Here is a 15416-nt window from a genome sequence, read left to right as displayed (position 1 = left end):
CGACCGTGGCGTGTGGCAGTACTCGGCCCGGGCGGTGTCGGCGGGCTGGTAGGTGCGTTGCTGGCCAGGGCCGGGCATCGGGTGACGTTCCTCGGCGGCGAAGAAACCGTGCGTGCCGTCCGGGAACACGGAATACAGGTGCGCAGTGGGATGTTCGGTGACTTCACCGTGCGGGCCGAGGCGGACACCGAGTTACGCGAGCCGGTCGACGTGTGCCTGGTGACGGTCAAGCAGAACGTCCTCGGCGCGGCTCTGGACCGGGTGTCGCCCGCCGCGCTCGGGGACGGCCTGGTGGTACCGCTGCTCAACGGGATCGAGCATCCGGCGGCGCTGCGTGCGCGGTATCGCCCGGAGTTGGTGGTGCCCGGCGTGATCCGGGTCGCGTCGACGCGGGTCGCGCCGGGGATCGTCGAGCACGGCAGCCCGTTCGTCGAGATCGATCTGGCGAGCGCCGCCACGCCCGCCGAGCGGCTCGACGAGCTGGTCACGGTGCTCGACGGCGCGGGCGTGCGGGCGGCGACCCGCGCGGACGAAGCCGCCATGCTCTGGGGGAAGCTGTTCTTCCTCGCACCATTCGCCCTGATGACCACCCATCACAAGTGTCCCGTCGGCGAGATGCGGACCGTGCACCGCGCGGAGCTGGTCGACCTGGTCGCGGAAGTCGCGGCGCTCAGCAACGCGGCGGGCGTGCCCGCCGATGTCGATGCGGCCCTGCGGTTCTACGACGCTTTTCCGCCGGAGGCCAAATCATCGATGCAACGCGACGCAGAGGCGGGACGGCCGCTCGAGCTCGACGCGATCGGCGGGGCGCTGCTGCGTATCGCGCGGCAACACTCGGTGGCGATGCCGCTGACCGAGCGGCTGGTCGCCGACTTGGCTCGGCTCAGCGAGGGGTCGGCGCCGGCCTGATCGGATGACCGCATGGGCAACCCCCGGCCAGGTGCCGGGGGTTGGCGTGTGGTGGTCAGCGGCGGCCGCGTCGGCGGAACTCGAGGACGGTGGCCACCGCGTAGCCGCCGCCACCGGCGACAGCGAGAATCCCGAAGAAGCCGGGGACGCTGAAAAACAGTGCGGCGGTGGAGATCAGCGCGAGCCAGCCGCCCAGGCCGTAGTGCAGCACGTTGCGGCGCGCGGCGCCCTCGCCGAGGTAGAGCAGGCCGACGACGAGTCCGGAGCCGGCGGGCCACAGGAAGGTTTGCAGTTCGGGCACGGCCAGCGTGGACGAGAGGCCGGTGATGGCCAGGATCAGCGCCCCGAAACCCACGGCCCAGGACAGGCCGAGGAGTTTTCCACCGAGCACCTCGGCCTTGTCGGCGCCGCGCTGGGCGTGCAGGGCGGCGCGGGTGGCGCAGACGGTGCCGATCAGGAAACCGAGACCGAGCAGCGTCATCGGCAACCACCCGGGCAGGGCGACCACTGGGCTGTCACCTCGGGAGAGCGCGGCGGCACCGTGGCCGACAAGGTAGGCGAGTCCGAAACTGATGTAGGTGGCGCGGTTGTCGACGTCACCGCTGCGGGTGACGGCGGGGACGGTGGGGATCGAGGTGGCGACATAGGTGGTCATGGCTGGAGCCTTCGAGGTGTCGGTGCGGGTACGCACGAAGTGGGAAAGGGAGCGGGCGGAATCAGGAGTGGCGTGCGTCCGGCACGATGACCACCTTCCCCGCGACGGTGCGTGACTCCGCCAACGCCAAGGCCGAACTCGCCTCGGAGAGTGGGAATTCCGCGGCGATCTGCGGGGTGAGCACGCCGTCGGCGAGCAGCCGCAGCACCTGGGTGAGGTCTTCGCGCAGCCGGCTACGGAAGGCGTCGCGCCGCCGCTGGCCCGCCCACAGGTTGTAGAAGCGCGCGCTCTTACCGTTGGGCAGCAGGTTCCACATCAGCAACCGCGGGAACAACTTCAGCACCGGCAGCTGCGAATTGCCGTCCACGTCTTTCGTCGACGCGGTGCCGTAGGAGACCAGCGTTCCGCCGCGGCGCAACAGCCGCCACGACTCGACCACCCCAGCGCCGCCGACATGGTCGAACACCGCCTCCACCCCGTCGGGCGCGAGTTCCCTTATCCGGCGGTACATTTCGGGGTCGCGGTAGTCGACCGGGTGCACGCCCTGCTCGAGCAGCGCCGCGTGGTGGCGTGGCGCGGCCGTGCCGATCACCGTCATTCCGGCATGGCGGGCCAGTTGTACGAGCGTGGAGCCGACGCCGCCGTTCGCGCCGAGCACGACAATCGTTGCGCCGGAACGCACTTCGGCCGACCGATGCAGCAGCTGCCAGGCCGTGAGACCGTTGACCACCACGGTCTCGGCGGCGGCCGGGGTCACGCCGTCGGGCACCGGCACCAGATCCGCGGCATCGACCAGCAGGGCGCTGGCCCAGGCGCCGACCTTGGTGACCACGGCGAACCGACGCCCGATCAGCGCGGTGTCCACGCCTGGACCGGTCGCGGTGACGGTGCCGACCACGTCGTAGCCGGGCACGAAGGGGAACGGCGGCTGGTCGAAGTACTTGCCGCGGCGCATCTGCTGCTCGGCGAACGAGACGCCCGTCGCCTCCATGCCGAGCACGACCTGACCGGCGGCGGGTGCGGCGAGTCCGCGCCGGGTGACCTGCAAGCCGTCGGGCTCGACCCTGCCCGGCAGGACGACCGCGGTGACGGTAGTGGTGGCGGTGCTGTTTTCCATGAGGTGGTCCGTTCCGGATCGGTTGAGCTAACGAGTGTAAGGCTACGGTTGTAACCATAGTTTGCGCAAGAGATAACAGCTGTAAGTTTTGTGATGTAAGCTGACGGTATGGGAAAGAACCAGGTCGCGACCCCGGCCCGCACGCGCAACCCCCGCGGCGAGGGCGCTCGACTGCGCGACGAGATCGTGACGGCCGCGGTCGCACTGCTCGACGAAACCGGTGAGGAAAACGCCATCACCCTGCGTTCGGTCGCGCGCCGCGCCGGGATCGCGGCCCCGTCGATCTACCGCCACTTCCCCGATCAGCCGGCCATCATGCTGGCCGTGGTGCAGAACGCCTTCGCCGAACTGGACGAGCGGCTGCGCACCGCCAGGGATGCCGCGGACGACACGCCTCGCGCGCGATTACTGGCCGTCTGTCATGGCTATCTGGAGTTCGCGCGCGCCCGCCCGGGGCGCTACCGCACCATGTTCGGCGGACTGTGGGTGCCCGATCTGGACGAGTCCTCGGTGACCGCAGCCGACGTGGCCACCCTCGGCCAGACGAGCATGCAACTGCTCGCCGATGGCCTCGCGGACTGCGTCGCCGCGGGCGACGCCGCCAGTGACGACCCCGCCGCGGATGCGGTAGCGCTCTGGCTCGGCCTGCACGGGCTCGCCCACCAGCACGCCGCCGCACCCTCATTTCCGTGGCCTGCCGATATCGCGGAACGCGTCATCAACACGCTGGCCCACTTCACCCAGCGGTAGGGTCGGCCCGCCGGACGGGCCGGTAGTACGCGGCGAGCAGCCCGAGCCAGACCACCGTGAGAATGCTGGCGGGGTACAGGAACGGCCGGGGCAGGTAGTGACTGCCGAAGCTGTAGAGGGCGAGCCAACCGCCGACGAGCACCCCGACGACCCGGACAGCCGTCGACTCGGCGCGCAGCGACGCCGCGATCATCCACACGCCCGCGAGAATGTGCCCGCCCAGGCGGACCGGCCAGGTGATGTCCTCGGGTACCTCGTTGATCACCAGCACGCCGGTGACCACATCGGTCACGATCCAGCCGTAACCCGCTGCCCTGGCCCATTCGGGGGCGTCCATCCGCGCGATCAGCACGAGAATCGCGAGATGGAACAGGATGCCCGGATACTCGGCCCAGACGGCTCCCGGCGCGACCGCGAAGCTGACCAGCGGCGGGAGGAAGAACACGATCGGCAGTATCGCCGAGGTGCGGAAGGATACGAGTTCCCGTTCTGCGGTGCGCAATACATCTCCAGAGGTGGTGCGGCCATGCGCTGGTCGCGGTGGCGGGGCGGGAATCGGTCCGCCGGTCTCGGGCCAGGGTCGAGGGATTGGTGCCTGGCGAGCGATAACCGAGACCGGCGGACCTGTGCGGTGATCGGCCGTGCCACCCGACAGCGACAACGGAGGGCAGTCCGTGCGGCTGATCACCGGGCTCTAACGTTAAGTGGCAGTGCTTATTCGGGCGTATCCCCCGACAAGCTGTTCTTTCCGGCCGGTCGGCTGGGGCCTGCGGGCTCATGACGGGTGACCGGTCGGGATGGGTAGGTACTGTCGTCTTGCCATGCACCCATCGTCACGGGGGCGGCGCAATGTTCGCGTCGGTAGTTTTCACCTAGCCGACGGACTGCCTAGCTGACGCATGACGTTCGTCCCGCAGTGGATTTCGCCACCGCCCTCGTGCAACGCCTCCCACTCGTCGACGTAGTGCACCGAGATTCCGGCGGACCGGTACGCCTCGGTCACCGCGGCTTCGAATACGTCCCGTCCGTCGATGATCGGGCCCCACTGCCGGGCGGCAATGTAGTTCGACGAGTTCATCAGGACACCGTTGACCGCGCCAGGGTAGAAGCTCGTGAGTGCGTCCGGTGCTTCCGGTATGTCGCCGCCTTTGTAGAGCCCTGGGATTCGCACGAACTCCTCGGGTTTCAGCCCGGCCTCCTGATGCAACCGCGCCACGTTCGCTTCGATCTTCTGCGCCGCGCGTTCGTTGTCGGCGACGAATTTCTGGTCCGCCAGCATGTCGTCGATGGTCCGATCGGAGACACCGGGGCGCGACAAAGCCTGCGCGCCGCCATGCCCGGCTCGTTGCTGGTCACGCAGGATCTGCAGACCGCGCCGAGGATCGGTAACCGCGGGCCGCCACCCGCGACCGGACGCCGTCGGCAGGAACTGGACGAATTCATCGACGTGCCCGACGATCAGCCATGCGGCGTCCAGAACCACCGGCGGCTGAATCTGCTGTGCGGTGAAGAACTTCTGCAAGACCACGCTTGTCGCGGCCGGGTTGTCCACGTTGCCGGTGCCGAGGATCACTCGACCTGCCGGAAACTCGCGGCCCGCGTGCGTGTGCGGCGGTATCGTCTCGACATTTCCGAACCCGTCCACATGGTCGCTACCGACTCCACCGAGTTGAATCGCTCCCACGCCGGGGCCGCGCAGGTCGAAAACCGCACGGCCACCTTCGCGTTCGGGTTGCGGAGATCGGATCGCGATGCGGATCGAGATACTCTTACCGCCCCGACTGGGCATCGACGCATAGCCGAACTCCAGGAAGTCCTGGCCCCAGGTATCGGTGGTATTCATCCGGACCGGCGGCGCGTTCAGCCCACTGGCACGCGCCGCCGCAGCCAAATCCTCGACGAACCGGGCGTGGCTTTCGTCGTCACCGCTCTCCGACACCAGCAGTGTCTCGACGCTCTGGTTGTGGTGATGAAGGACAACCGGCGCAACACGAAGGGCGACCTCATCGGTCACCGTTCGATCACCGCGCTGGACGGTGAAGCGAACGGTGACGGACCCGTCCCACACCGCCCGATCACGCACGACGTCCCGCGCATCGATCCCCAGGGTCGCGCCATGCCGCAGTTCGGATTCGGTCAGCGACGCGCCCGCCCCCAGCAGCACCCACGCCTGCGCACGGTGCACGAAAATCCGGATCTTCTCGGCCCCGGCACCCACCGCCGCCACCCGCCCGGTCGCCCCCTCCGCCGCCCGACCGAACGGCATGGTCACCATCGGCGCCAGACAATCGGGCGCACGCGCCACATCATCGGCCGCGTCGTGACAGCCCGCGAGTTCATCGTCGGAAACTCCGCTCCCGCTCGACGGACACCGCCGCGCCACATCACCGATATTCGGCAACAGAACAGCTCCGAATTCGGCGGTCCACTCGCCCTTGTCGATCCGACCGACATCGTGTCCGTCGACAACACCGTCCCGATTGCTATCGGCCCGAATATCCGCGACAAACCCGTCCTCCGCCGAGCCCGCACACCCGCCGAGCACCAACCAGGCAACGCCCGCGAGCAGCCAAATCTTACGAACCCGCGTTCCCGAAAAGGCCATATCCACGCCGATTTACGCTACGCACGCCCTCGATCCGCCACCTCCCCCCAAAGCTCCGGAACGCACTGCCGGCAGCTTGCGGTTTACCGCCGATCGGCTGGTCATTCCCGGCCCGGTGCCGGTGCACAGTTCCTGGTCGATCATGGCGCAGCACATAGTGCAAGAGCCGAATCGAGCATGCTACGTTGAGCCTCGCTCAACGATACGAGGGAAGACGCATGCTGGAACGCCTCGAGCTGGAGGCCTTCCTCACGCTCGCCGACGAATTACACTTCGGTAGGACCGCAGAACGTCTGCACGTGACGACCAGCCGGATCAGTCAGACGATTCGCAAGCTGGAACGGCGCATCGGCGCACCGCTGTTCGAACGCAACAGCCGCACCGTCACTCTCACCCCACTCGGCAAGCAACTGCGCGACGAACTGCGCCCGGCCTACGACCAGATTTCGGCAAGCGTCACCGCGGCCAGCAAGGGCAACAGCGCCCAACGGGCCATCACGGTCGGGTTCTCCGCGCCCTGGTGCGGGAACCTGATCGTGCGGGCGGCGGAGATGTTCCGCATCCGCTACCCGGACACGGTGGTCGACATCGAGGAGATCCAGCTCACCGACCCGCTCGGCCGGATGCGTTCGGGCGCAGTGGATCTCCAGCTCACCGAGTTCCCGATCGCCGAACCCGACATCAAGACCGGGCCGGTCGTGTTCGCCGAACCGCGTGCGCTGATGGTGCCCGAGGATCATCCGTTCGCGACGCGGAAATCGGTATCGATGGAGGATCTCGCCAACGCCACCCTGGTCACCCTCGCCGACGAACTCATCCCGAGCTACTGGATGGACCGGTACTTCCCGCGCCACACGCCGCTGGGGCGTCCGATCCGGCAGGGACCGGCGACGAACTTCTGGCCCGAGGTTCTCGTGCACGTCAGCCAGGGGGTCGGCGTCAGCACCGTCTCGCTGCGCGCGGCCCGATTCCACTCCCGGCCGGGCGTGGTCTTCGTGCCCTTCCACGACGCGGCGACGATCGACTACGGCCTGATGTGGCCGGCCGCGGGTAAGAACCCACTGGTGCACCCCTTCCTCGAGACCATCGCCGAGGCGGCCGTGCTGGGGTGATCGGCCTGGCGCGCCGACGATGCAACAAGCAGAGCCGCGACCGAGGTATCAGTCGCGGCTCGCCGGTGGACGGTTATCGGGCGGTGTCGAGGAAGGTGCCGATCAACGGCAGCAACAGATCCGCGCGGTACATGATGTCGTAATGTGTTGTGCCCGGCACGATTTCCAGTCGAGAAGCGGCCTTACCGGTATTGAGCCGGGCGACCATGTCGGCGGCGTGGTCGCGGTACAAGGCATCGGTCTCGGCGGTCAGGACGAGCGCGGATGCTCGGACCCGCGCCAGCTGAGGCGTCCAGTCGTAGTCCTTGGTGAGCAGGTCCCTGGTCTTGGTGACCAGAGCGTGCCAACCCGCCGGGTCCGGCGCGATCCCACTGTAGAGCTGGAACAACGGAGTTTCGCGCAGCGCATCCGGATTCATGGCGGCCATGCCCGCGCGGGTCTCGGGTACCCAGCCGTCGGAACGGAAAGGGGCCGACGCGATGACCAACCGGTCGACCAGATCCGGGGTGCGGACAGCAACCTGAAGGGCGACGCCGCCGCCGAGCGAGTAGCCGAGCAGGTCGGCTTTGCCGAGTTGCAGATGATTGATCAGGGCCGCGACATCGTCGGCCAGCGCTTCGTACGACAACGGTCGTGCGAAGTCGGGGGTGTGGCCGTGCGCCTGCATGTCCACCGCGACGACCCGGCGGGTCTTGGCCAGCTCGGGAATCATTGCGCCGAAAGTGGATTCACCGGTGCCGAGACCACCGTGCAACAGGAGCAACGGCTGGCCGGTGCCGTGGGTTTCGTAATAGAGCCGACCGCCGTTGACCGCGGCGTACTGGCCTTTACCGTCGGCGGACGCCCGGTCGGTCACGGGGCGGACCGCCGAGGTGACGGCGCGGTCGGTGGCCTCGGCGCTGTCGCAGCCGGTGACGAGCACGGCAGCCAAGGCCACTGCGGTCAGGGCGGCAAACGATAAGGCGACGCCGTCGCGTGGAAAGAAAAGTCCGGTGTTTTCGGGCATGACAAAGCTCCGTCGGAAAAGGTGTGGTGGGAAACAGGCCGCTGAGTCAGGCCACGAATCGGCTCGCGCCGACGAGGAATTCACCCGAAACGGGGACCAGGAGTTCGATATTCGGGTTGTGGCTCAGCTTGGCTATCTCCACGTGCCGCGCATTCGGCAGCACTTCAGTGATGGCGCGGGCGGCGGTGCGCAACAAGGCCTCGCTCTTGCCGCCGGAAATAACCAACGTGGGCACGTCGACGCCAGCCCAGTCGGCCGGGCGCAGCGCCTCGCCGCGCATGAAGCGGCCCATGATCGCCCAGTCGTGCGCGGTGGCCGGGGCGGTGGCGAGCAGGTGCTTCCAGAACGGGGTGAGGCGCATCATCGCGGCGATGAAGGCGGGCATGCCCATCCCCTTGGTCATGTAGTACCGCACCACCTCGGCCCGCCGGTCAGCGGCGATCATCGCGTGCAGTCGGTCCGCGAGATCCGCTGGTGGCACAAAGTTTTCGCGGTTGGTCACGAACGGTGGCTCGAAGGCGACCACCTTCGTGATGCCGGGCACCCGCCCCGAGGCCGCCGCCGACAGCGCCAAACCGGCGCCCGAGGACCAACCGAACACCGCGGCGTCGCCGCCGACCGCCTCGATCAGCGCGGCCAGATCCTCGATCTCGTTCACCACGTCGTACACGCCGGGCGAATCGGTGCTGTCGCCCCGTCCGCGCCGATCGTAATTCACCACCGTCAATCCATAGCGCTCGGCCAATTTCTCGGCCAGCTCAACCATTTTGGGGAATGCGCGGTAGCTGAAAGCCCCGCCGATCAGAATGACCGTTCCGGCGTCACCGCCGACGATACGATCGAAGGCCAGCTCGACTCCCCCAGGCGTGGTGATCTTCTCCAACGTCTTACCTTCCTAGCAACTGGTTACCGCGGCGATGTCCTGCGCGCTCACCCATACAGACAGCGGCTCGCCGCGGAATTAACCGCACCCAACTCGTGACCTACATCACGGACGCCGATTGGCGCACCATGATCTTCATCGAGCCCACCCCGGGCCAACAAGCGACAACTCGGCAACGCGGGGTGTAGTTCTGCTCAACGATCACGGCGGGCGCCCCAGGCCGAGCGCCGCCTCAGGCTCGCGCGCGCTCGCGGGCCAGCGAACGGTCGCGCTGCTCTTCGAACTTCGGGATCTTCACCGTCGCCAGGTCGTCGAGGTAGGCGGCGAGGCGCTCGCGGACCTGCTCGCCGCGGGCGGTGAAATCGGTGCGGCCGAAGATGTTCCATTGCCGGAGCACCGGCGAGAGCACGTCCTCGAGGTGCTGGCGCAGGTCGTAGACGCCGTGCTTGGCCATCAGGACGCCGTTGCGCCGGAAGTTCGGCATGCCCGCGCCGGGCATCTGGAAGTTCCGGACGATCGCGTCGATGGCCTCGATCGCCTGATCCGGGACCAGGTCGAGGGCCGCGCCGCAGATGGTGCGGTAGAAGATCATGTGCAGGTTCTCGTCGGCGGCGATGCGCTGCAGCATCCGGTCGGCGACCGGGTCGTTACAGACCCGGCTGGTGTTGCGGTGGGTGACGCGGGTGGCGAGTTCCTGAAAGCTCACGTACGCCACCGAATGCAGGAAGCCCGCGCCGCTGGCCACGTCGGCGGCGGTGGCGCCGGAGGCGAAGCCGTGCGTCATATGGATCATTCGGGCCTGCTCGAGCGCGACCGGGTCGACGCCGCGGGTCACCACCAGGTAGTCGCGGATCACGGTGCTGTGCCGCATCTCCTCCGCGGTCCAGCGGCCGACCCAGGTGCCCCAGGCACCGTCGCGGGAGAAGTTCTCGGCGATCTCGCGGTGATAGGAGGGCAGGTTGTCCTCGGTGAGCAGGTTCGTCACCATCGCGGCTTTGGCGACCTCGCTGAGCCGTGATTGCCCTGCCTCCCAATCGATCCCGCCCAACTCCGCGAAATTGCGTCCCTCGTCCCAGGGCACGTAGTCGTGCGGCTGCCAGTCCTTGGTCATCGACAGGTGCCGGTGCACACAGTCCTCGGCCATCGGTTCGAGGTCGGTCAGGATCTCGCGTTGTGTCAGATCGCGCGGCAACAGTGTTCCCTACCCTTCACTTCGAGGAATGCGGCGGAATGCCCTCGGCTCGACCGGCTTCCGGCGGCTCCCATGTCACCACCGCGTGCGACGGGCGGGCAGGGCCGAAGGTCCCGAGACCCTAGGGTCCGATTGCCTCACAATGACCCTGCCGACCGCACCCGGGCAGCGCTCGCCGGAACTGGGGCCAGAGGTCCCCGAATCAGCTGCGCAAAGGCCATATCGGCGGCACAGGGACCCCGACGAAACTCGTGGTATGACCGATAACGACCCCGAGGTGCCGGATCGCCCGACGATGCTGGCAGCACTGCGGCTCGCTTGCCGCGCGCCGTCGGTGCACAACACGCAGCCGTGGCGCTGGGTGTTCGACGGAGCCCGACTGCGCCTCTACACCGACACCGACCGCCAACTCCTGGCCACCGATCCGCGTCGGCGCCAGCAGCTGATCAGCTGCGGCGCCGGGCTGCACCACCTGCGCAGCGCCTTCGCCGCCTACCACTGGCACACCGACACCGTGCGCTTGCCCGACCCCGCGCAGCCGCAGCACCTGGCGACCATCGAGTTCCGGCCATGGCCCGACCCGCCCGACGGGATCCGCGCCCGCACCGAGGCGATCGAGCGCCGCTACACCGATCGGCTGCCGATGCTCGCGCCGCAACGCTGGGACGACATCGTGCACTCCTTGCGAAAGCTGTTGTCGCCGCACAAGATCGAGCTCGACGTGCTCGACGAGAGCGCGCGAGCCCGGCTGTCCACCGCCTCGGCGCAGTCGGCCGCGTTGCGCCGCTACGACATGCAGTACCAGGCCGAATTGCAGTGGTGGACCGGGCATCGCGAGATGCCGGAGGGCATCCCACCGACGTCCATGGTCTCCGAGGCCGAGTTCGCCAGGGTGGGCGTCGGCCGGGCGTTTCCGCCGGTGCCGCATTCGATGCGCCGCGCCGAACTCACCGACCGTGCGCAACTCGTCGTGCTCAGCTCGACCGGCGACTCCGCCGTGCAGTGGCTGCACACGGGGGAAGCGCTGTCGGTGGTGCTGCTCGAGTGCACGGCCGCCGGGCTGAACACCTGCGCCCTCACCCACGTCACCGAAGTACCCGCCGGACGCCGACTGCTGGCCTCCCTCACCGCCCATGGCGGCCTGCCGCAGGTCGTCATCCGCGTCGGCACGGCCCCGGATGACCACGAACCGCCCCCGACCCCGCGGCGCCCGCTGACCGACGTGTTCACCACGCGACGTGGCTGAACATCCATCCCGCTTTCGGAGACCTTGGTCCGGTCGCCACGGGACCAAGGACCCTGCCCGGCATGGACCGCCGACCGGCACGCTGATCGAGCGGGCCGCGGCAACCGCCCAGCCGCGGCCCGCCCGTACCGGCAACTGCCCGCACCGAACGCAGGCCCGAGAGTGGTCGTACGCGGCGTAGCCGGGTCAGCCGCGAGCCCCGTCGACAGCCTCGGCGTAGCGCTGCAAGTAGTGCGGCCAGCCACCTTCGCCGCCGATGCCGGCGCGCACCGCCGCCCACCCGTCACCGTGGCGTTCGATATGCCGGTGTTCGAGCTCAACCCGCGTGCGCTCCGCGTCCTCGGCGATGAACCGGACCTCCACCTCACTGGTCTTGTCCGGGTCGGTCTCGATCTCCCAGCGCCCGTTGATATCCCAGCTGAACACCACCCGGTTCGGCGGCTCGTAGGCCAGCACCCGCGCCCACCGGCACACGCTGCCGTCCTCGCCCCGGTCATAGATGTGCCCGCCGACTCGCGGCTCGAACACCGTCTCGACGATCGGGACCGCAAGCAGATTGTGCTCGCGCGGCTTTATCGCGTCGAAGCGCTCGGTGAACAGCGCGAACGCACGCGCCAATGGTGCGTTGACGACGATCTGCAACTGCACCGGCTCGGCCTCGGTCTGGGTCATGACTTCTCCTGATCTTCGTCGACTATCTGTTGATACGTCGCGAGGGCTCGACCCCAGAACCGGTCGAGTTGCGCACGCAGCGCGCCTATCCCGTCCGGATTCAACTGGTAGATCCGGCGCGTCCCGACGGCCCGATCCAGCACCAGCCCCGCGTCTTTGAGCACCTTCAAATGCTGGGACACCGCAGGGCGGCTGATCGGCAAGTCCCGCGCGAGCTCACCGACCGCCTGCGGCTTCTCGGCCAGGCGCTCCACAATCGTGCGTCGCATGCGATCGGCGAGCGCACTCCATTCGTCTCCTGCTTGGTAAGTCTCTACGAACCGTAAGTTTTCGCTTACCGAAGCGAGTTGTCAAGGGCCCGACGGGCTGAACCAGCACAAGTGCGGCCTGGTCACCTTGCGGGCGGCCTCTTCTCCTGATCGGCCTCGTAGGCGGCCACCGCCGTCGGCAATGTGGGATAGAGGTGGTGTTCGCCGATCGCGGCGGTCAATCCGAAGGCGTCCAGGTCGTCGCGCAGATCCCGTTTCACCCTGGCCATCGCGAAGACGATGTCGCGCGCGGCCAGGTCGGCCCTGAGCTGTTCGACGGCGTCGAGGGCGGTGAGGTCGACCTCGACGTTGGCCTCGACGTTGAGGACGAACCAGCGCACCGGCTCGCCGCCGTGCTCGCTCCACCACTCGACCGCCGCGAGTGCTCCGCGGTGGAGGTCTTCGGCGTTGGCGAAGCACAGGGGGGCGTCGTAGCGGTAGATCACCAGTCCCGGAACGGGTTTCGCGCCGGGATAGTCGTCGATGTCATGCATGCCTGCCAACCCCGGTACGAAGCCGAGGACCGCATCGTGCGCGCGGGCGATGCGGCGCAGCAGGTCGAACGTCGACAGCGCGATCGCCACCAGCACCCCGTAGAGCACGCCGAGCGCCAGCACGGCGGCGACCGTACCGAGCGCAAGAATCAGCTCGCTGCGCCGGAATCGGGCGATCCGCCGGAACTCGGCCAGATCGATCAACCGCAACGCCGCGTAAATGACCAACGCCCCCAACGCCGCCGACGGAAACGCCGCCAGCACATCGCGCGCACCGAGCAGCACCGCGAGCACACTGCCCAGCGCGACAACGGAGTACAGCTGGGTGCGCGCGCCCATCGCGTCCGCGATCGTGGTGCGGCTGCCGCTGCAGCTCACCGGGAAGCCGTGCAGCACCCCGGCCGCCACATTGGTCGCACCGAGCGCCGCCAATTCGGTGTTCGCCTCGACGCGATAGCCGTTGCGTGCGGCGAAAGCCCGTGCGGTAAGCGCATTGTCGGAGAAGCCGACGACCGCGATACCGATCGCGGGCAGCAGCAGCGCCGCCACATCGGCCACCGGGACCGCGGACAGCCCCGGTACCGGGATACCCGCGGGAATCGTCCCGACGACCCGAATGCCATAGCGCTGCAACGAGAACAACGCCACCACCCCGGTGGCGAGCAGCACCGCGAGCAGCGGGCCAGGCACCCGAGGCGCACGCCAGGCCAGCACCAACAGCCCGCTCAGCACCGCGGTCGCGAGCACACTGGTGGGCCAGTGCCACTGGTCCAGCTGGGTCACGAACGAATGCAACTGCGCGACAATCGATTCCCCGCTCACCGGCACCCCGCTGACCCGCCCGAGCTGACTGGCGATCATCATCCCCGCGGTGCCCGCCAGATACCCGATCAGCACCGGCCTGGACAGCAGATCCGCCAGCACCCCCAACCGGGCGACCGCGGCGAGCAGGCACACCGCGCCGACCAGCAGCGCGAGCACCGCCGCGAGCGCCGCATACCGATCGGGGTCGCCGAGGGCCAGCGGAGCGAGCGCGGTCGCGGTGAGCAACGCGGTCGTCGACTCCGGCCCCACCGACAGCTGCCGCGAGGTAGCCAGCAACGTGTACACGGCCAGCGGCCCGAGCACCGCCCACAGCCCCGCCACCGGCGGCAGCCCCGCGACCGTCGCGTACGCCATCACCTGCGGAACAAGATACGCGGCCACGGTGATACCGGCGACCAGGTCGGACCTGAGCCACGCCCGCTGGTAGCCATCGAATTGCCGGAGACCCGGCAGGAACCGTGCCAGCACTGTCTCAGCATTGTGCCTCAACGGCGGCCGGATACCTGACGGACACTGAGCATGCCCGCAAAAATGGTGAGCAGAACCTCCACCGCGGTCGGCCAATCAGTCAGCAGACCCACCGGTGCCGCGAGCACGACAGCGGCTGCCAACTCCGGCCAAGGCGGACCCGCCGGCCGTGGCGCCGAAGGCTGGGAGGTGTGATCTTCCAGAGGCGGAATAGAGCTCATGCCTGCTCCCCACTGCTCGCTCGCCCATTCGGCCGCGACCGCAATGCCCGTAGACGTTCCATCGTCTCGCTCTGTCGTGCGGCCTGGATTGCGAGCACCTCGGCGATATCCAGATAGCGGGCGATGTCCGCCGGGCTCTCCAGGTACAAGGTGCTCGTCGGTTGCGAGACACACACCACGTCGGGCAACTGCCGTTCGATGAAACGCATGTACACGAACGCGCTGCCCGCGACCGCCTGACCGAAGACCTCGTCGCCGACGATCTGCACACAGATGTTGTCCGCGCTGATCAGCTGCTCGAGCCGCGCGAGCTGATCGCGCCAGACCTCGGCGCCGCCGATCCGCCGACGTAACGCGCTCTCCTCGACCAGGATCCATAGGTACGGCGGGTCGGCCCGGTCGAGAATCCGCTGCCGCCGAAGTCGCACAGCGAGCAGTCGATCGATCTCGCGCTCCCGCAGATCCGGGTAGCGCAGTCGGATCGCCGCCCTGGCGTAGTCGGCGGTTTGCAGCAGCTCAGGGACCACCGCAGGCTCGTAGCAGCGGATCGTGCGCGCGGCCGCCTCCAGGTTCAGCAGCTCGAATCCTTTGGGCAGCGAATCGCTGTCGCGGTGCCACCAGCCAGGCTGATTGCCGAGCCGCACCAGCGACAGGTATCGGTCGTGCTCCTCGGGGTCGGTGAGGCCGTAATGCCGCAGCAGCGCGGTCAATTCGCGATGATCGAGTCCGACCATGCCGGACTCGATACGGCTGATCTTCGGTGCCGAGGCGAACACCGCGCGCGCGACCTCCAGCTGGGTCAGGCCCAGTTCTTTGCGCAGCTGCTGGAGTCGCAGCCCCAGCATCCGCCGTAGCACCGTGGGCACATCCGCGACGTTCGTGACGGCACGGAGGTCCGCCTGCTCCTCACGTACCTGGGCTCGATCTGCGTTCACGCTTCGAGTCTGACACTC

At 68.2% G+C, this 15416-nt stretch carries 14 protein-coding genes and 1 pseudogene; 4 read left to right on the top strand and 11 right to left on the bottom strand.

Annotation, left to right across the window (positions count from 1 at the left end; genetic code table 11):
* Positions 1-12: 12 nt before the first annotated feature.
* A complete protein-coding gene (locus ACIHA7_RS08375; RefSeq protein WP_397287038.1) occupies positions 13-909 on the top strand; it encodes a ketopantoate reductase family protein in 897 nt (298 codons plus the stop codon).
* 55 nt (positions 910-964) lie between these two features.
* On the opposite strand, the gene ACIHA7_RS08370 is transcribed toward ACIHA7_RS08375, so the two are convergent.
* Positions 965-1564 carry an ABC transporter permease gene (locus tag ACIHA7_RS08370; protein WP_397287036.1) on the bottom strand — a complete coding sequence of 200 codons (600 nt, stop codon included), beginning with the start codon at positions 1562-1564 and terminating at the stop codon, positions 965-967.
* 61 nt (positions 1565-1625) lie between these two features.
* On the bottom strand, positions 1626-2681 hold the full coding sequence (locus tag ACIHA7_RS08365; protein WP_397287034.1) for a medium chain dehydrogenase/reductase family protein: 1056 nt from the start codon (positions 2679-2681) through the stop codon (positions 1626-1628).
* A 108-nt stretch (positions 2682-2789) separates the two neighbouring features.
* Between ACIHA7_RS08365 and ACIHA7_RS08360 the strand changes: the two genes are divergently transcribed.
* Positions 2790-3431 (top strand): TetR/AcrR family transcriptional regulator, encoded by a 642-nt coding sequence (locus ACIHA7_RS08360; RefSeq protein WP_397287032.1) that lies wholly within the window; start codon positions 2790-2792, stop codon positions 3429-3431.
* On the opposite strand, the gene ACIHA7_RS08355 is transcribed toward ACIHA7_RS08360, so the two are convergent.
* Positions 3418-3933: a hypothetical protein gene (locus tag ACIHA7_RS08355; protein ID WP_397287030.1), complete on the bottom strand. Its 516-nt coding sequence runs from the start codon at positions 3931-3933 to the stop codon at positions 3418-3420. The two genes, ACIHA7_RS08360 and ACIHA7_RS08355, sit on opposite strands and share 14 nt — an antisense overlap.
* A 366-nt stretch (positions 3934-4299) precedes the next feature.
* Positions 4300-6036 carry a protein-arginine deiminase domain-containing protein gene (locus ACIHA7_RS08350; RefSeq protein WP_397288685.1) on the bottom strand — a complete coding sequence of 579 codons (1737 nt, stop codon included), beginning with the start codon at positions 6034-6036 and terminating at the stop codon, positions 4300-4302.
* 218 nt (positions 6037-6254) lie between these two features.
* Between ACIHA7_RS08350 and ACIHA7_RS08345 the strand changes: the two genes are divergently transcribed.
* A complete protein-coding gene (locus tag ACIHA7_RS08345) occupies positions 6255-7148 on the top strand; it encodes a LysR family transcriptional regulator (protein WP_397287028.1) in 894 nt (297 codons plus the stop codon).
* A gap of 73 nt (positions 7149-7221) precedes the next feature.
* Here ACIHA7_RS08345 and ACIHA7_RS08340 read toward each other — a convergent pair whose 3' ends face one another.
* From ACIHA7_RS08340 to ACIHA7_RS08330, 3 genes are all read right to left on the bottom strand, one after another.
* Positions 7222-8154, bottom strand: coding sequence for an alpha/beta fold hydrolase (locus tag ACIHA7_RS08340; RefSeq protein WP_397287026.1), 933 nt, complete (start codon positions 8152-8154; stop codon positions 7222-7224).
* A 46-nt stretch (positions 8155-8200) separates the two neighbouring features.
* Positions 8201-9037 carry an alpha/beta fold hydrolase gene (locus ACIHA7_RS08335; protein WP_397287024.1) on the bottom strand — a complete coding sequence of 279 codons (837 nt, stop codon included), beginning with the start codon at positions 9035-9037 and terminating at the stop codon, positions 8201-8203.
* A gap of 232 nt (positions 9038-9269) precedes the next feature.
* Complete coding sequence (locus ACIHA7_RS08330) at positions 9270-10229, bottom strand: acyl-ACP desaturase (protein WP_397287022.1); 960 nt, start codon at positions 10227-10229, stop codon at positions 9270-9272.
* Positions 10230-10485: 256 nt separating this feature from the next.
* Here ACIHA7_RS08330 and ACIHA7_RS08325 point away from each other — a divergent pair, with 256 nt between their 5' ends.
* On the top strand, positions 10486-11475 hold the full coding sequence (locus ACIHA7_RS08325; protein WP_397287020.1) for an Acg family FMN-binding oxidoreductase: 990 nt from the start codon (positions 10486-10488) through the stop codon (positions 11473-11475).
* 186 nt (positions 11476-11661) lie between these two features.
* On the opposite strand, the gene ACIHA7_RS08320 is transcribed toward ACIHA7_RS08325, so the two are convergent.
* The 4 genes and pseudogenes from ACIHA7_RS08320 to ACIHA7_RS08305 form a co-directional block, all read right to left on the bottom strand.
* Positions 11662-12147 (bottom strand): SRPBCC family protein, encoded by a 486-nt coding sequence (locus ACIHA7_RS08320; RefSeq protein WP_397287018.1) that lies wholly within the window; start codon positions 12145-12147, stop codon positions 11662-11664.
* Positions 12144-12464 (bottom strand): annotated as a pseudogene (locus ACIHA7_RS08315) (ArsR/SmtB family transcription factor); the annotation flags it as partial. The pseudogene ACIHA7_RS08315 and the gene ACIHA7_RS08320, both read right to left, overlap by 4 nt.
* Before the next feature lie 74 nt (positions 12465-12538).
* The gene (locus ACIHA7_RS08310; RefSeq protein ID WP_397287016.1) at positions 12539-14242 is read right to left on the bottom strand and encodes a SulP family inorganic anion transporter; all 1704 of its coding nucleotides are present in this window, start codon (positions 14240-14242) and stop codon (positions 12539-12541) included.
* Positions 14243-14459: 217 nt separating this feature from the next.
* Positions 14460-15398 carry a helix-turn-helix domain-containing protein gene (locus ACIHA7_RS08305; RefSeq protein WP_397287014.1) on the bottom strand — a complete coding sequence of 313 codons (939 nt, stop codon included), beginning with the start codon at positions 15396-15398 and terminating at the stop codon, positions 14460-14462.
* Positions 15399-15416 lie beyond the last annotated feature (18 nt).

The organism is Nocardia sp. NPDC052316, from assembly GCF_044547795.1.
Classification (GTDB): Bacteria; Actinomycetota; Actinomycetes; order Mycobacteriales; family Mycobacteriaceae; genus Nocardia.
Note: the sequence above shows the minus strand (reverse complement) of the source record. Positions and strands in the feature narration are given on the sequence as shown.